This is a genomic window from Amycolatopsis nivea (assembly GCF_004522235.1).
Classification (GTDB): domain Bacteria; phylum Actinomycetota; class Actinomycetes; order Mycobacteriales; family Pseudonocardiaceae; genus Amycolatopsis; species Amycolatopsis nivea.
In genome coordinates, this window is sequence record NZ_SDLT01000012.1 from 190,078 (window position 1) to 209,006 (window position 18,929).

18 protein-coding genes are annotated in these 18,929 nt (G+C 69.5%); 9 read left to right on the top strand and 9 right to left on the bottom strand.

Annotated elements, in window-relative coordinates:
* Positions 1 to 8 precede the first annotated feature (8 nt).
* A complete protein-coding gene (locus tag EIZ44_RS17265) occupies positions 9 to 938 on the bottom strand; it encodes an alpha/beta hydrolase (protein ID WP_043837252.1) in 930 nt (309 codons plus the stop codon).
* Between the two features lie 48 nt (positions 939 to 986).
* Positions 987 to 1,637 carry a TetR/AcrR family transcriptional regulator gene (locus tag EIZ44_RS17270; RefSeq protein ID WP_134729684.1) on the bottom strand — a complete coding sequence of 217 codons (651 nt, stop codon included), beginning with the start codon at positions 1,635 to 1,637 and terminating at the stop codon, positions 987 to 989.
* 65 nt (positions 1,638 to 1,702) lie between these two features.
* Here EIZ44_RS17270 and EIZ44_RS17275 point away from each other — a divergent pair, with 65 nt between their 5' ends.
* On the top strand, positions 1,703 to 3,016 hold the full coding sequence (locus tag EIZ44_RS17275; protein ID WP_134729686.1) for a carotenoid oxygenase family protein: 1,314 nt from the start codon (positions 1,703 to 1,705) through the stop codon (positions 3,014 to 3,016).
* On the opposite strand, the gene fdhD is transcribed toward EIZ44_RS17275, so the two are convergent.
* Complete coding sequence (gene fdhD / locus EIZ44_RS17280) at positions 3,017 to 3,841, bottom strand: formate dehydrogenase accessory sulfurtransferase FdhD (protein WP_037813836.1); 825 nt, start codon at positions 3,839 to 3,841, stop codon at positions 3,017 to 3,019. It abuts the gene before it with no gap.
* Positions 3,842 to 3,994: 153 nt separating this feature from the next.
* Here fdhD and EIZ44_RS17285 point away from each other — a divergent pair, with 153 nt between their 5' ends.
* From EIZ44_RS17285 to EIZ44_RS17295, 4 genes are all read left to right on the top strand, one after another.
* The gene (locus EIZ44_RS17285; protein ID WP_134729688.1) at positions 3,995 to 5,347 is read left to right on the top strand and encodes an OFA family MFS transporter; all 1,353 of its coding nucleotides are present in this window, start codon (positions 3,995 to 3,997) and stop codon (positions 5,345 to 5,347) included.
* Positions 5,347 to 5,478: an MFS transporter small subunit gene (locus EIZ44_RS45925; protein ID WP_255409770.1), complete on the top strand. Its 132-nt coding sequence runs from the start codon at positions 5,347 to 5,349 to the stop codon at positions 5,476 to 5,478. Before EIZ44_RS17285 ends, EIZ44_RS45925 begins: the two co-directional genes overlap by 1 nt.
* Before the next feature lie 70 nt (positions 5,479 to 5,548).
* Positions 5,549 to 6,091: an ArsR/SmtB family transcription factor gene (locus tag EIZ44_RS17290; protein WP_037813829.1), complete on the top strand. Its 543-nt coding sequence runs from the start codon at positions 5,549 to 5,551 to the stop codon at positions 6,089 to 6,091.
* Positions 6,088 to 7,338: an MFS transporter gene (locus EIZ44_RS17295; RefSeq protein WP_134729690.1), complete on the top strand. Its 1,251-nt coding sequence runs from the start codon at positions 6,088 to 6,090 to the stop codon at positions 7,336 to 7,338. The genes EIZ44_RS17290 and EIZ44_RS17295 overlap by 4 nt, the downstream gene beginning before the upstream one ends.
* Here EIZ44_RS17295 and EIZ44_RS17300 read toward each other — a convergent pair.
* Together EIZ44_RS17300 and EIZ44_RS17305 are read right to left on the bottom strand one after the other, a co-directional pair.
* Positions 7,313 to 7,642, bottom strand: coding sequence for a hypothetical protein (locus EIZ44_RS17300; protein WP_134663059.1), 330 nt, complete (start codon positions 7,640 to 7,642; stop codon positions 7,313 to 7,315). The genes EIZ44_RS17295 and EIZ44_RS17300 overlap by 26 nt on opposite strands.
* A gap of 163 nt (positions 7,643 to 7,805) precedes the next feature.
* Entirely contained in the window at positions 7,806 to 8,474 is a 669-nt protein-coding gene (locus EIZ44_RS17305) for a GntR family transcriptional regulator (protein ID WP_037813824.1), read from the bottom strand.
* Between the two features lie 72 nt (positions 8,475 to 8,546).
* Here EIZ44_RS17305 and EIZ44_RS17310 point away from each other — a divergent pair, with 72 nt between their 5' ends.
* From EIZ44_RS17310 to EIZ44_RS17320, 3 genes are read left to right on the top strand one after another with little or no spacing between them, the layout of a single operon-like run.
* Positions 8,547 to 8,969, top strand: a complete 423-nt coding sequence (locus EIZ44_RS17310; protein ID WP_037813822.1) for a VOC family protein — start codon at positions 8,547 to 8,549, stop codon at positions 8,967 to 8,969.
* Positions 8,966 to 9,709, top strand: a complete 744-nt coding sequence (locus EIZ44_RS17315) for an SDR family NAD(P)-dependent oxidoreductase (protein WP_043837271.1) — start codon at positions 8,966 to 8,968, stop codon at positions 9,707 to 9,709. The genes EIZ44_RS17310 and EIZ44_RS17315 overlap by 4 nt, the downstream gene beginning before the upstream one ends.
* 56 nt (positions 9,710 to 9,765) lie before the next feature.
* Positions 9,766 to 11,193 carry an LCP family protein gene (locus EIZ44_RS17320; protein ID WP_134663058.1) on the top strand — a complete coding sequence of 476 codons (1,428 nt, stop codon included), beginning with the start codon at positions 9,766 to 9,768 and terminating at the stop codon, positions 11,191 to 11,193.
* Between the two features lie 327 nt (positions 11,194 to 11,520).
* Here the strand turns inward: EIZ44_RS17320 and EIZ44_RS17325 are convergent, their stop codons facing one another.
* The 4 genes from EIZ44_RS17325 to EIZ44_RS17340 all read right to left on the bottom strand — a co-directional run bounded on the left by EIZ44_RS17325 (position 11,521) and on the right by EIZ44_RS17340 (position 16,188).
* Positions 11,521 to 13,833 (bottom strand): FdhF/YdeP family oxidoreductase, encoded by a 2,313-nt coding sequence (locus EIZ44_RS17325; protein WP_134729692.1) that lies wholly within the window; start codon positions 13,831 to 13,833, stop codon positions 11,521 to 11,523.
* Positions 13,834 to 13,879: 46 nt separating this feature from the next.
* Positions 13,880 to 15,223, bottom strand: a complete 1,344-nt coding sequence (locus EIZ44_RS17330) for an MFS transporter (RefSeq protein WP_167754166.1) — start codon at positions 15,221 to 15,223, stop codon at positions 13,880 to 13,882.
* 72 nt (positions 15,224 to 15,295) lie between these two features.
* Complete coding sequence (locus EIZ44_RS17335) at positions 15,296 to 15,742, bottom strand: MarR family winged helix-turn-helix transcriptional regulator (protein ID WP_037364487.1); 447 nt, start codon at positions 15,740 to 15,742, stop codon at positions 15,296 to 15,298.
* A gap of 104 nt (positions 15,743 to 15,846) precedes the next feature.
* Positions 15,847 to 16,188, bottom strand: coding sequence for a hypothetical protein (locus EIZ44_RS17340; RefSeq protein ID WP_134729694.1), 342 nt, complete (start codon positions 16,186 to 16,188; stop codon positions 15,847 to 15,849).
* 60 nt (positions 16,189 to 16,248) lie between these two features.
* On the opposite strand from EIZ44_RS17340, the gene EIZ44_RS17345 reads away from it, so the two are divergent.
* Positions 16,249 to 18,876: a valine--tRNA ligase gene (locus tag EIZ44_RS17345; RefSeq protein ID WP_134729696.1), complete on the top strand. Its 2,628-nt coding sequence runs from the start codon at positions 16,249 to 16,251 to the stop codon at positions 18,874 to 18,876.
* Positions 18,877 to 18,929: the final 53 nt, after the last annotated feature.

Here is an 18,929-nt window from a genome sequence, read left to right on the forward strand (position 1 = left end):
CCCCAGCCTCACGCCTTCTGCCGCAGATGCTTCCCCAAGAACCCCACCATGCTCGGCACCGTCGTCCGGAAGAACGTGTCGCTGTGCTTCCCGTGCGCCGTATACCCGATCGTCGGGTGCGTTTCCGCGATATACCGCCGCACCCCGGTGATGAACGGATCCTCCGTGCCGCAGTACACCGCCGTCGGGATGCCCTGCAACGCTGACTGGTGGCGCAGCGGATCCAGCGACGTCCAGTCGTTCAGACCGGTGAAAATGCGGCGTTTCGCCATTTCCGGCCACGACGTGATCAGCGCCGGAGCGATCGCGGCGACCGCAGCGGGCGGTTGGCGGCGTTCGGCTCGGCGTCGGGCGTACAGGAGCGCTCCGAAACCGCCCATCGACACTCCGGCGCACGCGAACGGCTGGCCGTCCGTGCCGCCGAAGCCGCGGGCGCGCAGCCACTGCGGGACTTCTTCCAACAGCATCGCCATCGGGTCGTCGCCGGGGCGGACCTGGTGCCAGTAGTTGTCGCCGCCGTCGACCGCGACGAAGCCGTACGCCGGCACGGCTTTGCGGGCGACGTCGCTGCCCAACTGCTTGAGCAGTCCGCTCGGCGCAGCGGAGCGGGCGGAACCGTGCAGGCCGTGCAGCATCAGCGACATCGGCAGACCGGCCGGGGGCTTCTTGCTCGGCAGCAGGAAAACGAGGTCCACTTCCCGGCCGCGGGCGTGTGAATAGACGCGCTCCACGCGCATGCTGCCCAGCTGCGTCACCGGTGTCGACGACGTGACGCCCAGTGCCCGCTGCATGGCCTGGTTGAACGGCACGACGCCGGTCGCGCTCCCCACCGCGAGCCCGGCGATGCCGAGGCCCGAAGCGCCCGCGATCAGCATGGACCGGCGGCTCACCCGCCTTCGGCCCTCAGTCTCCTCGGTCACCCGATCCCCCTCACCCATATAGCGTAAGACGTGAGGAAGGGACGAAACGTTGCCTTCGGAAGATCTTCACTCGGTTGTTGTGACCAGCCCCACGGACGCCCGGGCGGCGGCAGGGCGGTCTCCGAGCCCGACGATCAGCGTCACGCAGAGTGGCGCGAGCACCTCGGCCACCCCGCGGTCGCCCCGGCCGAAGTGGCCCAGCAACTCGAGGGTGACATAACCGTGCACCGCGCTCCACACCTGTGCGGCGACAGCGAGCGGGTCGCCTTGGAGCCGTCCGGAGTCGATGGTGCGGCCGACGGCGGCGACCATGCCGCGGAATGACGACGCCGCCTCGCTGTCCTCCTTGGCCTTCATCAGCTCGCCGACCGGCTGTCCGTGCGCGCCCGCCTCGCGGAACATGAGCGCGAACAGCTCCGGGTGCTCGACCGCGGTGCGGCGGTAGGCGAGTGCCAGCTGGTACAGATCGGCGACCGGGTCGTCGGTGCGCTCGACCGTCGCCATGTTCGCGATCAGCCGCCGGAACCCTTCCCGCGCAACGGCTTCGATGAGCGCGGACATTCCGCCGAAGTGCGTGTAGACGGCCATTGTGGACGCGCCGATCTCGGCCGCCAGCTTGCGGGCCTGCAGTGCTTCCGCGCCGCCGTCGGCCAGCAGCCGGATCGCCGCCTCGACCAGTTGCGTCCGCGCGTGTTCGCCCCGAGTCCGCTCGCTCATGCTTGCCAGTATTCCATAACCCTGTTATACCGGTGTCCATAACCACGTTATGGACGGAGCGGGTCATGACGAATCACTTCCTCGAAGGCAACTTCGCGCCGGTCGAGCGCGAGTACACGAGCACCCGGCTGACGGTCACCGGGCAGCTGCCCGACTACCTCGACGGCCGCTACCTGCGGAACGGGCCGAACCCGGCCGACCCGGATCCCGAAACGCACCACTGGTTCCTCGGCCGCGGCATGGTGCACGGCGTACGCCTTCGCGACGGCCGGGCCGAGTGGTACCGCAGCCGCCGCGTCGGCACCGACGAGGGCGGGGCCAACACCAACGTCATCGGGCACGCCGGGCGCACGATCGCGCTGGTCGAGGGCGGGCTGCCGCAGTGGGAGCTCAGCGAGGAGCTGGACACCCTGGGCGTCTGCGACTTCGGCGGCACCCTCTCCGGGTACACCGCACACCCGAAGCGCGACCCGCGAACGGGTGAGCTGCACGCCGTCTCGTACCAATTCGGGCTCGGGAATCGGGTGCAGTATTCGGTGGTCGGCACCGACGGACGGGCGCGGCGGACGGTCGACATCGAGGTCACCGGGGCGCCGATGATGCACGATTTCTCGCTCACCGAACGGTATGTCGTGTTCTACGACCTGCCGGTCACCTTCGATCCGGACCAGGCCCCGGTGCCGGTCGACGTGCCCGACCCGCTGACCGCGCGCACCGGCCGCGGCGTGAGTTCCTTGCCGTACCGGTGGAATCCGGACTACCCGGCGCGCATCGGCGTGATGCCGCGCGAGGGGGACAACGGCGACGTCCGCTGGTTCGACGTCGGCCAGTGCTACGTCTTCCATCCGCTCAACGCCTACGACGAGGACGACCGGATCGTGCTCGACGTGGTCCGGCACCCGAAGATGTTCGACCGCGCGCTGCACGGCCCGGCCGAGGGCGAGCCGACGCTCGACCGGTGGACCGTCGACCTCACGCTCGGAAAGGTCGTCGAGGAACGGATCGACGAGCACGGTCAGGAGTTCCCGCGGGTGGACGAGCGGCTGGTCGGATTACCGCACCGGTACGGCTACGCGACGGCGCTCGACGACCGGTCGCGCAGCGTCGGCGCGGTGTACAAACACGACCTGCGCAAGGGTTCGGTCGATGCACACCGCTTCGGGCCCGGCCGGGAGCCGGGGGAGTTCGTGTTCGTTCCGTCCAGTGCGGACGCGGGCGAAGACGAAGGCGTGCTGATGGGCTACGTGTACGACGCGGCCGAGGCGCGCAGCGATCTCGTCCTGCTCGACGCGGGCACCCTCGAAACCGTCGCCGCGGTCCACCTGCCGGACCGCGTCCCGCACGGCTTCCACGGCAACTGGGTGCCCACCGAAGCATGATCAGGTGAGCAGCCGCTGGTCCCCGGTGTAGAGGTTCATGCTGTCGCCGCGCAGGAAACCGATGAGCGTCATGCCGTTCTCCTCGGCCAGTTCGACCGCGAGCGACGACGGCGCGGACACCGCGGCGAGCAGCCCGATGCCCGCCATCGCGGCCTTCTGCACGAGCTCGAACGAGGCGCGGCCGGAGACCAGCAGCCCCAGATCGGGCGCCGGGATCCGGCCCGCCTGCAGGGCCCAGCCGAGCACCTTGTCCACCGCGTTGTGCCGTCCGACGTCCTCGCGCACGACGACGAGCTCACCGTCCGAAGTGAACAGTCCGGCGGCGTGCAGGCCGCCGGTGGACGAGAACACCTTTTGCTTCTCCCGCAACCGATCCGGCATCTGCGAGAGCACGTCGGTCTTCACCGCGAACTCCGACGCGCCGGGGGAGAACCGGCTGCGCAGCTTCACCGCGTCGAGCGCGGCCTTGCCGCAGACGCCGCACGACGAGGTGGTGTAGAAGTTCCGCTCGACGCCGGTGTCCGGCGGAGCTACTCCTTCGGCGAGTGCGATGTCGAGCACGTTGTAGGTATTGCGGCCTTGGTCGTCGACGCCGTCGCAGTAGCGCGCCACGGCCACGTCCTCACGGGACCCCAGCACGCCCTCCGAGAGCAGGAAGCCGTGCGCGAGTTCGACGTCGTGGCCGGGCGTGCGCATTGTCACCGCCAGCGCCTTGCCGCCGACCCGCAGCTCAAGCGGTTCTTCGGCGGCCAGAGAGTCCGGCCTGCGCCGTTCGCCGGCCGCGGAGATCCGCCGTACCGGCCGTCGCACCGTCACTCTGCCCATCGCCTGCTCCACTCGTCCCGGTTGTCGTCTTCGGCGTCGAATTTTGTTGTCATCGACAAGACATTCTCAAGTCATTCGACAGTCATCCGGCGCAACGCCGAGGATCTGGTAAACCATTCCCAGCACCTCGTCACTGTTGGGAGGAGACCGCCGATGGCTGTCCCCGGCTTCCTTGCCCGTTCCCGCATCGTCGCACCGCCCGGCTGGACCCGCTGGCTCGTGCCGCCCGCTGCGCTGTCCATCCACCTGTCGATCGGCCAAGCCTACGCGTGGAGCGTCTTCAAGACGCCGCTGGAGAAGACCCTCGGACTGTCCGGCACGCAGTCCGGGCTGCCGTTCCAGCTCGGCATCGTGATGCTGGGGCTGTCCGCCGCGTTCGGCGGCACCCTGGTGGAGAAAAACGGTCCGCGCTGGGCCATGACCGTCGCCACAGTGTGTTTTTCCGCCGGGTTCCTGCTCGCTGCCCTCGGCGTCGCGACCGGGCAGTTCTGGCTCGTGGTGGCCGGCTACGGCGGGGTCGGCGGGATCGGCCTCGGCATCGGCTACATCTCGCCGGTGTCGACGCTGATCAAATGGTTCCCGGACCGGCCCGGCATGGCCACCGGGATCGCGATCATGGGCTTCGGCGGCGGCGCGCTGATCGCGTCGCCGTGGTCGTCGGCGATGCTCGGCACCGCGCCCACGACCGGCGACATCGCGACGGCGTTCCTGATCCACGGGATCGTGTACGCGGTGTTCATGACGATGGGCGTGCTGATCGTCCGCGTCCCGGCCGACGACTGGCGTCCGGCGGGCGCGGTGAAGCAGGCCGCGGCCAAGCCGATGATCTCCACGGCGAACGTCTCGGCGGCGAACGCGCTGAAGACGCCGCAGTTCTGGTGTCTCTGGATTGTCTTGTGCCTCAACGTGACCGCGGGCATCGGCATCCTGGAGAAGGCCGCGCCGATGATCACCGACTTCTTCAAGGGCACCTCCGCGCCGGTCGGCGCCGCGTCCGCCGCCGGGTTCGTCGCGCTGCTCTCGCTGACCAACATGCTGGGCCGGTTCGTCTGGTCGTCCGCCTCGGATCTGGTGGGGCGCAAGAACATCTACCGGTTCTACCTCGGCGTCGGCGCACTGCTGTACCTCGTGATCGCGTTGACCACGAACGGGTCGAAGCTCGTGTTCGTGCTGTGCGCGATGCTGATCCTGTCCTTCTACGGCGGCGGGTTCTCGACGCTCCCGGCGTACCTCAAGGACCTGTTCGGCACCTACCAGGTCGGCGCGATCCACGGCAGGCTGCTGACCGCGTGGTCGGCGGCGGGCGTGCTCGGGCCGCTCATCGTGGACGGGATCGCGGACAGCCAGAAGGCGGCGGGCAAGACGGGGCCGGACCTCTACCAGCTGTCGTTCTGGATCATGATCGGCCTGCTGGTGGTCGGGTTCGTCGCGAACGAATGCGTGCGCCCGGTGAAGGAGAAGTTCCACGAACCGGCCGGTGCGGCCGCGGTGGGGAGCGAGGCGTGATGACGAGTGCCGAGGGCCGTTCCGGCGGCCGGACCCTTCTGCTGGTGATCGCGTGGCTGTGGGTGCTCGCCCCGTTCGGCTACGGCGTGGTCGAGCTGATCCGGAAGGTGGTCGGGCTGTTCGGCGGCTGAGTGCCGCTGACCGGCACTGCCCGGAAATAAGCTCTGGACAAATGGTCAAGAGTCGTTGACCATTAGCCCCGTGACTGGGGATGACCAAGCGGGCTACGTCCCGCCGCACGACACTGTCCATGTCGAAACGACCGACCAGCTGCGCGCCGTGAGCAACGTCGTGCGGCACCGCGTGCTCGCGGTGCTGCGCGACGGGCCCGCGACGATCACGCAGGTCGCCGACCAGCTGGGGATCGCGAAAGGCAGTTCCAGCTACCACATGCGGGTGCTGGAACGGGCCGGGATCGTGCACGTGGTGCGCACGCGGAAGGTGCGCGGCGTGCTGGAGCGCTACTACGCGCACGTCGGCAAGAGCATCGAGCTGCCCGAACCCGCGGCGGGCCAGCGGGACGTGCTGCTGCAGCACGCGCTCGACGACCTCTCGACCGCGCCCGAGGGCTCGCACCGGTTCGTCCGGCTGCAGCACACGCGGATCAGCGAGACGCAGTTCGAGGAGTTCGAACGCAGGCTGGCCGGGTTGCTCGACGAGCTGCGGGACGCGCGCGACGCCGACGAGGCCGCCGCCACCGTCGCGGTCGCGTTCTTCCGCCCGGGCCCCGGAGCGGCCCGATGACCAAGACGAAAATGCCTCCCGCGTTCAGTCGCTTGTGGACCGCCGCGACGGTCAGTTCCCTTGGCGACGGCGCGTATACCGCGGCGCTGCCCCTGCTGGCGCTGCTGCTGGACAGCGATCCGCTGGTGGTCAGCCTGGTGACGGTGGCGGTGCTCGCCCCGTATCCGGTGGCCGGGCTGTTCGCCGGCGCACTGGTCGACCGCTGGGACCGGCGGCGCACGATGTGGCTCGCGGACCTGGCCCGGGCGGTGTTGCTGGCGGCGACGGTGGCCGCCGGCGCGTTCGGCTGGCTCAGCATTCCGGTCCTGTTCGTGGTCGCGTTCCTGCTCGGCACCGGCACGCTGTTCTTCGACACCGCCGCGCAGGCGTACCTGCCGGATTTGCTGGCGCGGGACCAGACCTTGCTTCGCCGCGCCAACGGCTATCTGCGCGGAGCGTCCACCGCGGCCGGGCAGTTCGCCGGGCCGCCGGTCGGGAGTTTCCTTTTCACCGTAGGGAGAACGCTGCCGTTCGCGGTGAACGCGCTGACGTATGTGGCCAGCGCGGTGCTGATCCGGACGCTGCCGCCGGCACCGGTGCCGGAGCGCACGCCGGGCCGGTCGGTGTGGGCGGACTCGAAGGAGGGTTTCGCTTACGTGGTCAAGGATCGGCTGCTGCTCGGCCTCGCTTTGCGGCCCGCGGTCGGGAACCTGGCCTTCGGCGCGTTCGGCGCGGTTCTGGTGGTGTTCGCGAAGGACGCGCTGGGACTGGACTCGGCTGGCTACGGCTTCCTGCTCGCGGTGGAAGCCGCCGGAGGACTGGTGGGCGCGATGGTGCTCGCCGGGCCGCTGGAGAAATGGCTGGGCACCGGCACCGCGCTCACCGTCACCGCGGTGATCGAGGGCGGCGCGGTCCTGGTCTTCGGCCTCGCCCGGGATCCGTGGCTCGCCGGGGCGATGTTCGCGCTGTGCGGCTGCGCGATGGCGACGACCATGGTGCTCGGCGGTTCGCTGCGCCAGGTCGTGGTGCCCGCGCGGCTGATGGGCCGGGTCGCCGCGGCTTCGCGCCTGGTCTCGGCTTCGGCCGCACCGGCGGGCGCCGCACTGGGCGGCTGGCTCGCCGCGACGGCCGGAGTGCGAGTGCCTTACGTGGCGGCGGCGGGGGTGCTCGTGTCGATGACTTTGGTGACGATGAGCATGACGAGCAACAAGAAGATCGAAGAGGCGCTCGCGCGGGCGAAAGCTACTCCAGCGACGGCCATCCCGTGAGCAGAGTGATCTGCGGGAAGAGCACCGCGGCCACCGGCATGGTGGTCCAGATGACGACGCTGGCGTACGGCCGGGGAACGTAACGGTTCGCGACCGCCCCGGTCGCGGCGGCGAGCGGGAAGACGAAGATCCCGTACAGGCGGCAGAAGACGCCGATGATGTACACCACGTTGAGCGGGGATTCGGTGAAGGCCGCCGCGAGGCACAGGCTGAGCGCGGCGACCGCGGCCACGAGCGCGAAGACGGCGTGCAGCGCACCGAGAACGGCTTGGCTGGTCCGGTTCGGACTGCTGGTGAGGTCCACCGGCCCAGCCTGCCCGGGAGTTGTGGAGATTCCGGGGTGGTCCGGGGGAGAAACGCGGGGAGACCGGATGTCTCAGGGCGAGCGCCGAGGCGATGATCCACACTCGGCCTTCCGCCTGTTCCTCGGGCCTGCCGACCGCCGCGCCCCGAATCGGGCTGGGGGGTCACAGTCCGGCGAGCAGGCTTTCCTGGGCTGAATGGACGTGTGCCTCGGCCACTTGGGCCAACCGTTCCCGGTCGCCGCTGCGAATCAGTTCCGCCAGTTCGCGATGCTCGGCGACCACCCGGGCCCGGTAATGCTCATGGCCGAGCGAAACCCGTTGCAGCTGAAACAGAAACACCTGCGACCGCACCGCGTGCCAGGCCTCGGTGAGGCGGCCGTTGCCCGCGGCGGCGTACACGCGGTCGTGGAACGCAATGTCCAGTGCCAGCAACTGCGGTCCGGGGGCCTTGATCCGCACCGCCTTCGCCAGGTCGGCGACCAGCGCGTCCAAGGCGGCGAGATCCGTCTCGGTCGCGTTGGCGCGCGCGGTGACGGCGGCCAGCCGGTCGAGGGCGGCGCGGACCGAATAGACCTCGGTGACGTCCTCGGCGGTCACGTCGACCACCGTGGTCGGGCGATGCCAGCCGCACCGGACCAGGCCTTCCCGGGCGAGCTGGGAGATGCCCTCGCGGACTGAACCGCGGCTGATGTCCAGCGACGCGGCCAGTTCGACCTCGCGCAACGGCGCGCCAGGCCGGAAATGCCCGGCGAAGATCGCTTCGCGCACCCGGTCGGCGGCCTCGTCGGCGAGCCCGCGGCGCGCCGCCTTCCTCAGGGGGGTGACTTCCACGTCCTAATGTTGACATTCGAACATCCGCCAGTCAACGTGGAGAGACCGATCCCCGCGCCGAAGGAGTGCCTCATGGCCGTCCGTCCCGCCTTCCACCTGGCCATACCGGTCGACGATCTGCCGAAAGCCCGCGAGTTCTACGGCGGCGTGCTCGGGCTGGCCGAGGGCCGCTCGGCGGACGCGTGGGTCGACTGGAACTTCCACGGCCACCAGGTCGTCACGCACGTGGTCCCGGGCGCTCGCGCGGAAGCGGGCCGCAATCCGGTCGACGGGCACGACGTGCCGGTGCCGCACTTCGGGCTGGTGCTCGACGTCGACACGTTCCACGACCTGGCCGGACGGCTGCGCGCGGCGGGCACCGAGTTCGTGATCGAGCCGTACCAGCGGTTCGCCGGGGAACCGGGGGAGCAGTGGACGATGTTCCTGCACGATCCGGCCGGGAACGCGCTGGAGTTCAAGGCTTTCCGCGACGAGACGCAGTTGTTCGCGAAATGAACGTCCTCGTCACCGGAGCCTCGCGCGGGATCGGCCGCGCCATCGCCGTCGCCTTCGCCACCCGGGGCGACCGGGTCGCTGTCCACTGTGGATCCAACCGGGAGGCCGCGCGCGAAACGCTCGAGGCGCTGCCCGGTTCCGGGCACGTCCTCGTGTCCGGCGACCTCGGCAACCCCGACGCCGCGCAGTGGATCGCCGACGTGGCCGAGGAACAGCTCGGCGGGGTCGACGTGCTGGTCAACAACGCCGCGGTCGGCACCACCCCGGCCACCCGCACGCCGATCGCTGAAATGTCCTATGCGGACTGGCAGGACGCGTGGCAGCGCACGCTCGACGTCAACCTCTACGGCGCGGCCAACGTGTCTTTCCACGTCGCACGCCACCTCATCGCCCGCGGCGTGCCCGGCCGGATCGTGAACATCGGATCGCGCGGGGCGTTCCGCGGCGAGCCCGAATACCTGCCGTACGGGGCGAGCAAAGCCGCGCTGCATGCGTTCGGCCAGTCGCTGGCGGTCCAGCTGGCGCCGCACGGGATTTCGGTCACCTCGGTGGCTCCGGGCTTCACCGCGACCGAGCGCGTCGCGGACCGGGTCACCGACGAGGTGCGCGAGCAGAGCCCGTTCGGCCGGGTCGCCGAACCGGAGGAGATCGCCGAAGCGGTGGTGTTCCTGGCCTCGTCGGAGACGCCGTGGGCGTCCGGTTCGATCCTCGACATGAACGGAGCGTCGCACCTGCGCTGAGTTGTGAGCTGCGTCACGAATGCAGCATTTCGGGGCGGCCAGACGTCCAGAGGGGCGTGCGGATCGCAGGAAAAGTTATCGCCGGGGCGCTGTCGACGGTGGTGTTCGCCGGCACGGCTTACGGGTTCTCGACCCTGAGCGCGCTCGACGACATCACCCGCAGCGACGTCATCGGCGGCGGCGGATCGGTGGACGAGGGGCAGAAGCACGCCGACGGCGCGCTGGACATCCTGATGGTCGGCCGGGACTCGCGCAAAGGCCCGGACGGGCAGATGCTGCCGAAGAGCGTGCTGGAAGAACTGCGCGCCGGCGCGAACGGCGACGACCTCACCGACACGTTGATCGTGCTGCGGATCCCGGACGGGCAGCAGGAGGTCAAGGCGTTCTCCATCCCGCGCGACTCGTACGTCTCGATGCCCGGCGGGAAGGGCAAGATCAACGCCGCGTTCGGCCGGGGCAAGGCCGCCGAGGCCGCGAAACTGCGCGCGGCGGGCGAGACGGACAAGGACAAGATCGAGCAGGAGTCGATGACCGCGGCGCGCAAGGCGACGCGGCAGGCGGTCGAGGACCTCACCGGCGTCACCATCGACCACTACGCCGAGGTCAACCTGCTGAGCTTTTCCGAGATCAGCAAGGCCGTCGGCGGGGTCGAGGTGTGCTTGAAGCACGCCACCAAGGACGAGAACTCGGGCGCGGACTTCCCGGCGGGCAAACAGCGGCTGTCCGGCGGCGCCGCGCTCGCCTTCGTGCGGCAGCGCGACAACCTGCCCGGCACCGACTTCGGCCGGATGCGGCGGCAGCAGGTGTTCCTCGCCGCGATGGCGCACCAGGTGCTCTCGGCCGGGACGCTCGCCGACCCGGGCAAGCTGAGCGACCTCATCGACGCGGTGAAGAACTCGGTGGTGCTGGACCAGTCCTGGGACATTTTGGACTTCGTCAGCAAAATGCGCGGGGTGTCCGGCGGCGGCATCCAGTTCACGACGGTCCCGGTGGTGAACCCGGACTACCGCTACGACAAGTCCCATCCCACGGCGACCGCGGTGCAGGTGGACCCGGCGCAGGTGAAAGCGTTTGCGGCCGGGCTGGTCGGCGCCGCCCCGTCGTCGTCCGCGCCGCCCGCCGCACCGAAGGCAGCGGTGGAGATCTCCAACGCCGGCGGATCCTCCGGCCTGGCAGCACGCGTCGCGGATGTGTTGAAGGGCAAGGGATTCGCCGCGACCGCCGCGGGCAACGCCCCGTCGCAACGGACGTCGATCGTGCGCTACCCGGCCGCGCTCGCCGCCGAGGGCGCAGAGGTGGCGAAAGAGCTGGGCGGACTGTCCACAAAGGAATCAGCGGACGTTCCGGCAGGGCACATCCAGGTGGTGCTCGGGAAGGTCTACTCAGGACCGGGGGTGTCGGACGGCGGATCCGCGGCTGGTGTGCCGGTGAAAAGCGACCAGCCGCCGCCCGTCACGTCAGACGGTGACAACTGCATCGACTGACGCCTCGTGCGTGGCGATGCCGGTTCTAATCGGCATCGCCACGCACGAGATCGCGGAGTCAGGTGGTGCCACCGCGCTCGCTTCGGGGAGACACCGACGGTCGCGTCGGCGGAGGTCGCGCGTGGTGGTGCGGTTCCAGCCGGATCGCCACGGCCTTCGAGGCCAGGCTTTCCATCACGGAATCGAGCGGCAGCAACGCATTCGCCTCGGGAAGCCCGCCGCTGCACACCGGTGATCCGTCGGATCCGCGACCGCGCGGAAGCGGGGCGCGCCGTGCGTCGTGAGCGGCGATCGCGGTGCTGACCGGGATCGCCGCTCACGAGCAGGTCACGCGTGGTGGTGCGGCTCCAGCCGAATCACCACGGCCTTCGAAACCGGCGTATTCGACTTCTCCGCCACAGAATCCAGCGGCACCAACGCATTCGCCTCCGGGAAGTACGCCGCCGCACACCCCCGCGCCGTCGGGTAAGCCACCGCTCGGAAGCTGGGCGCCCGCCGATCCCCGTCTCGCCATTCCGAGACCAGATCCACGATCTCCCCGTCCGCGACCCCCAGCGCGGCCAGGTCGTCCGGGTGCACGAACACGACCCGGCGGCCGTCCTCGATGCCGCGGTAGCGGTCGGACAGGCCGTAAATCGTCGTGTTGTACTGGTCGTGGCTGCGCAGCGTCTGCAGCAGCAACCGGCCCTCGGGAACCTCGGGATACTCCAGCTCCGACACGGTGAACGTGCCCTTGCCGGTCGCCGTGCCAGTGAACTCCCGCGAGTCGCGCGGCGCGTGCGGCAGCACGAAACCGTCCGGTTCGCGGACGCGGCGGTTGTAGTCGTGACAGCCCGGCACCACCGCGGCGATACGGTCGCGGATCAGGTCGTAGTTCTTCTCGAACGACCGCCACGGCACCGAGTGGTCGGCACCGAGCAGCTTCTCCGCAAGGCGGCAGACGATGGCGACCTCGGACAGCAGTTCGTCGCTCGCCGGAGCCAGGCGGCCGCGCGAGGCGTGGACCTGCGACATCGAGTCCTCGACCGTCACGAACTGGCGGCCGGATTCCTGCTCGTCGCGTTCGGTGCGGCCGAGCGTCGGCAGGATCAGCGCGGTGCGGCCGGGCACGACGTGCGAGCGGTTGAGCTTCGTCGACACGTGCACGGTCAGCGAGCACGCCCGCAGCGCCTCCGCGGTCCGGTCCGAATCCGGGGTGGCGGAAGCGAAGTTGCCGCCCATCGCGAAGAACACCTTGCCGCGTCCGTCGAGCATCGCGCGGATCGAGTCGACGGTGTCCCAGCCGTGATTGCGCGGCACGGTGATGCCGAACTCGCGGTCGAGGGCGTCCATGAACGGCTCGGGCATCTTCTCCCACACGCCCATGGTGCGGTCGCCTTGCACGTTCGAGTGGCCGCGCACCGGGCACAGCCCCGCGCCCGGCTTGCCGATCATCCCGCGCACCAGCGCCAGGTTCACGACCTCGGCGATCGTCGGCACCGCGTGCTTGTGCTGGGTCAATCCCATCGCCCAGCAGTAGATCGTGCGCTCGGACGTCGCGATCATCCGCGCGATGTGCTCGATCTGCGCGCGTTCGAGGCCGGTCGCCTTCTCGGTTTCCGGCCAGTCGATCTCGCGCAGCTGCTTGGCCCAGTCCTCGAAGCCGTGCGTGGACTTCTCGACGAACTCGCGGTCCACAATGGACCCGGGCGCGGCGTCCTCCCACTGCAGCAGCAGATGCCCGACCGCCTGGAACAGCGCGAGGTCGCCGCCGAGCCGGATCTGCGCGAACTCGTCGGCCAGCGGCGTGCCCTTGCCGACCACGCCGCGCACGTTCTGCGGGTTCTTGAAGCGCATCAGCCCGGCCTCGGGCAGCGGGTTGACCGCGATGACCTTCGCGCCGTGCCCCTTCGCCTGCTCCAGCGCGGACAGCATCCGCGGGTGGTTCGTGCCCGGGTTCTGCCCGACGACCACGATCAGGTCGGCCTGGTGGATGTCAGCCAGCGACACCGAACCCTTGCCGATGCCGGTGGTCGCCGACAGCGCCGCGCCGGACGATTCGTGGCACATGTTCGAGCAGTCCGGCAGGTTGTTCGTGCCGTACGCGCGGACCAGCAGCTGGTACACGAACGCGGCCTCGTTGCTGGTGCGGCCGGACGTGTAGAAGATCGCCTCGTCCGGGCTCGACAGGCCGCGCAGCTCGTCGGCGATCAGGCCGAACGCGTCGTCCCAGGAGATCGGCTCGTAGTGCGAACCGCCCTCCCGCAACACCATCGGCTCGGTGAGCCGGCCCTGCTGCCCGAGCCAGTAGTCGGTGCGCTCGTTCAGCTCGGACACCGGATGCGCGGCGAAGAACTCCCGGCCGACCCGGCGTTTCGTCGCCTCCTCGGCGACCGCCTTCGCGCCGTTTTCGCAGAACTCCGCCATCTTGCGCTTCTCGCCGTCGATCTGCCGCGGCTCGGGCCACGCGCAGCCCGGGCAGTCGAAGCCGTCCCGCTGGTTCAGCAGCCGCAGCGTGCGCGCGGTGCGGACCGGGCCCATCTGCTCCACCCCGCGCGCGAGCGAAACCGCGACTCCCGGGATTCCGGCCGCCCAGCCTTTCGGCTTGCCCACTTCGAGGCGGGCTTCGTCCACGTCACCAGTCGGAGCTTCGCGAGTCATGGCCACATCGTCCGCCTTTGCCGCGCGGAACCCAAGACGGGGGTGGTCACATCGCCGCCTGCCGGTCCTGTTCGCGGCGTTCGGCCCGCACCAGGGCGCGGTCCGCGACGGTCACGACCAGCAGCAACGCGCTGGTCACGATCAGCACGACGGCCAGCCGGTGGAGTCCTTCGGAATCCGCATGACCGCCATAGCATTGGGCGATGACCGTGGCCGCGATGATCGCGCCGAGGTATTGCGCGGTCCGGAAGAGCCCGCTCGCGGTGCCCATCGTCTCGGCCGGGGTTTCGCGGTAGAGCGTCGTCTGGTTGGCGACGCTGGTGAGCCCCTGGGCCAGGCCGAACAGCGCGGCGAGCACGAGCAGCCAGATCAGCGCGGTGCCGTCGTTGACGAACAGCAGCGCGACGGATCCGGCCAGGAGCGCGGCGCCGACCAGCAGCAGCCGCAGCCGGACGCCGGTGGGCTTCCCGGACAGCGCGGCCGCGCCCACGGCGACCCCGGACATCGGCAGGAGCAGCAGCCCGGCAGCGGACTCGGCGAACCCGCGCGCCTCCTCGAGCCACTGCACGTAGCCGAACATGATGGTGTAGATCGCCAGGAAACTCAGTGCCTGCCGCAAATACGTGCGCAGGACCGGGCCGTTCGCGGCCAGCATCCGCAGGTCGATGAACGGCTTCCGGGCGCGCAGTTCGACCCTCGCGAAGAGCCCGCCGAGCACGATCGCCACGGCCAGCAGCCACAGATCGCCGATGCCCGGCTCCATCAGGTAGCACAGCAACACCAGCAGCGCGGCGGAAAACAGCGCGATCCCGGCGACGTCGATCCGCTCGGCCGGCTTCTCCGCCGGAGTGTCCTTGGGCACCCACAACAGGGTCAGCACGAGGGAAATCCCGGCGAGCGGCAGGTTCACCGCGAAGATCGCCGGCCAGCCGAAGAGCGCGATCAGCACGCCGCCGAGCGTCGGGCCGATCACCATGACCGTCTGCGCGGACATCGCCAGCACGGACAACACCCGCGCCGGAACGCCTTCGCCGATTTCGTCGGCGCGCCGGCGCAGGACCGCCATCGCGGCCGGGAACCCGGCGCAGGTGCCGATGCCGAGCACCGCACGGACGCCGGTGAGCCATTCGACCGAGATCGGGATCATCCCGGCGATCCCGGCCACCATCACGACGGACGCGCCGCCGAGCAGCACGCGCCGCGCGCCGTAGCGGTCGACGAGCAGTCCGACGACCGGTTGCCCGACCGCGGTGGCCAGGTACAACGAGGAAATCAGCCAGGCCGTGCGGCCCGGGCCGGCGCCGAAGGCCTGTCCGATCGGGACGAGCGCGACGGCGATGAGTGTGGAGTTGATCGGATTGAGCACGGCGCTCGCGACCAGCGGGGTCACCAGGCGCGCGCCGAAACGGGATTTCGCGGGGGCGGTCGCGGTGTTCGTCAGTGCTCCTCGGGTTTAAGGGGGTCAGCGCTGGGCGATCCGCTGCAGCAAGGGCAGCGCGCGCCGGACCGTTTCGAGTTCGTCCTCGGTCAGTTCGTCGGTCAGCGCGGCGGCGAGCCATTCGTCGCGGTGCTGCCGGATGCCGATGACGGTCTTGGCGCCGAGATCGGAGAGCGAGATCACGACGCGCCTGCCGTCGGCCGGGTCGCGCGTGCGGTTCAGGTAGCCGAGCGAGTCGAGCACGCCGAGCGTCGCGGCCATGGACTGCTGCCGGACGTGCTCCGCGGCCGCCAGTTCGGCCTGGGTACCCGGACCTTCGCGGTGCAGCCGGTTGAGCACGGCGGTCTGCGTCGGCGTGAGGATCTCGGCGTTGTCGACCTGCCGCAGCCTGCGGTGCAGCTGGCCGACGACGCCGCGGATCCAGCCCGCGGACTCGGCGACGCGCGGGGGGACGGGCGGGTCATCGGACATAAGCACAGTCTAGCCTGTTGAGTCCAAGCTGTGCATCCTTGGCCGGAAAGACGTGAAGGGCTCCTTCCGGGAATTCCCGGAAGGAGCCCTTCACGGACTTCAAGCTAGAGCGGCTGGCTGCTGGTCTCGGCGGGGGAACCGAGCCCGACGATGTACCCGATCTTCTCGTCGTTGACCCCGATCGGCTGAACCTGGTGCACCACGATCGCCGCGGCGAGCAGCAGGACCAGGCCGACGATCGCCGCGATCCCGGGCAACCGGCTGGGCGCCGCGCCGCCGCGGCCGTAGACCGGCGACGGAGCGTTGCGGCGTTCGCGCTTGCGCCGCTTCTTCATGTCCTTCTTGGCGCCGAGCCACGCGTCCCGCTGGGCGTGCTTGCGCCACTCCGGGTCCATGAGGTCCGGATGGGTTTCCATCCGGTCGTCCGGATCCTCCGGCCGAGTCATCGGCGCACCGCCTTTCCCCCTGCGTAACCCCGCCGCGGCGGGTTCGTAGACTTGTCCATTGTGACCGAGAACGCTCCGCAGCAGAAAACCGACCTTCCGGGTGCCTGGGACCCGGCCGCCGAGGAAGCCCCGATGTACGACCGCTGGGTAGCGGCCGGGTACTTCACGGCTGACGCTTCGTCGGAGAAGCCGCCGTTCTCGATCGTACTGCCGCCGCCGAACGTCACCGGCAGCCTGCACATGGGCCACGCGCTCAACCACACCCTGATGGACGCGATGAGCCGCCGCCGCCGGATGCAGGGCTACGAGGTGCTCTGGCTGCCGGGCATGGACCACGCGGGCATCGCGACGCAGAACGTCGTCGAGCGCCAGCTGGCCGGCGAGGGCCTCTCGCGCCACGACCTGGGCCGCGAGAAGTTCGTCGAGCGCGTCTGGGAGTGGAAGGCCGAGTACGGCGGCAAGATCCTCGGCCAGATGAAGCGCCTCGGCGACGGCGTCGACTGGTCGCGCGAGCGCTTCACCATGGACGAGAACCTGTCCAAGGCCGTCCAGACGGTGTTCAAGAACTTCTACGACGCCGGCCTCATCTACCGCGCCGAGCGGATCATCAACTGGTGCCCGCGCTGCCAGACGGCGCTGTCGGACATCGAGGTCGACCACAGCGACGACGACGGCGAACTCGTGTCGATCCGCTACGGCGACGGCGACGCCTCGATCGTCGTGGCCACCACCCGCGCGGAGACGATGCTCGGCGACACCGCGGTGGCCGTCCACCCGGACGACGAGCGGTACACGCACCTGGTCGGCACCGAGATCGAACTGCCGCTGACCGGCCGGAAGATCCCGGTGGTCGCCGACCGGCACGTCGACCCGGAGTTCGGCACCGGCGCGGTCAAGGTGACCCCGGCGCACGACCCGAACGACTTCGAGATCGGCCGCCGCCACGACCTGCCGATGCTGACCGTCATGAACGAGCGCGCCGAGGTCACCGTGCCCGGTCCGTTCGAGGGCCTCGACCGGTTCGAGGCGCGTCCCGCGGTGGTCGCCGCGCTGCGCGAGCAGGGCCGGATCGTCGCGGAGAAGCGGCCGTACGTGCACGCGGTCGGGCACTGCTCCCGCTGCGACACGGTCGTGGAGCCGCGGCTGTCGCTGCAGTGGTGGGTCAAGGTCGCCGAACTGGCCCAGGCCGCGGGCGACGCGGTGCGCGACGGGCGGACGAAGATTCACCCGGCCGAGTTGGAGAAGCGGTACTTCGACTGGGTCGACAACATGCACGACTGGACGATCTCCCGCCAGCTGTGGTGGGGGCACCGGATCCCGGTCTGGTACGGGCCGGACGGCGAGGTCGTGTGCGTGGGACCGGACGAGCAGCCGCCGTCGGGCGAGGGCTGGACGCAGGATCCGGACGTGCTCGACACGTGGTTCTCGTCGGGGCTGTGGCCGATGTCGACCATGGGCTGGCCGGAGGAGACCGCGGACCTGGCGAAGTTCTATCCGACCAGCGTGCTGTCGACCGGGTACGACATCCTGTTCTTCTGGGTCGTCCGGATGATGATGTTCGGCGTGCAGGAGATGGACGGGCGGCAGCCGTTCGACCATGTCTACCTGCACGGGCTGATCCGCGACGCCAACGGCAAGAAGATGTCGAAGTCGCGCGGGAACGTCATCGACCCGCTGGAGTGGATGGACGCTTACGGGGCGGACGCCACCCGGTTCACGCTCGCGCGCGGGGCCAACCCGGGTGCGGACATGGCGCTGGCCGACGAGTGGGCTGCCGGGTCGCGGAACTTCTGCACGAAGCTGTGGAATGCCAGCAAGTTCGCGATGATGAACGGGGCGACGGTCGAGGGGGCGTTGCCGCCTGCTGCCGAGTTGACCGAGTCGGATCGGTGGATTCTCGGGCGGCTGGCGGCGTTGGTGTCCGAAGTGGACGGGTTGTTCGAGGACTTCCAGTTCGCCAAGGTCGCCAATGCGCTGTACCAGTTCACGTGGAACGAGCTGTGTGACTGGTACTTGGAGCTGGCGAAGGTTCAGCTGTACCAAGGGGATTCCGCGCGGGTCGAGGCTACGCGGAAGGTGCTGGGGCAGGTGCTGGACACAGTGCTTCGGTTGCTGCACCCGTTCGTTCCGTTTGTCACGGAGAAGCTGTGGACTGCCCTGACGGGTGGCGAGTCGTTGGTGATCGCGGCTTGGCCTTCGGCGGTTGAGGGGTATGCGGATCCGGTTGCTGATGCGCGGGTCGCTGATGTGCAGAAGCTGATCACCGAGATTCGGCGGTTCCGGGCGGATCAGGGGTTGAAGCCGGGGCAGAAGGTTGCTGCGCGGCTTTCCGGGGAGGCGTTTCCGGAGGGGCATTCTGGGGCGATTCGGTCGTTGGTGCGGCTTACTGAGCCTGAGGACGGGTTCTCGGTGAGTGCTTCGTTGGAGGTCGCGCTCGCTGGTGGTGTGGTGACTGTGGAGTTGGATACTTCCGGCACTATTGATGTTGCTGCTGAGCGGAAGCGGTTGGAGAAGGACCTTGGGGCTGCGCGGAAGGAATTGGCGCAGACTGAGGGGAAGTTGGGGAATGAGGCGTTTATCGCCAAGGCGCCTGAGCATGTGATCGAGAAGATCAAGGTGCGGCGGGAGACTGCGGTGGCCGATATTGGGCGGATTGAGGCTCGGTTGGCTGCGTTGCCTGCGTCTTAGGGGCGGGGTCTTAGAACTCCTAACAGAGTGAGAGGTTGACCAGTCGGCGCCAG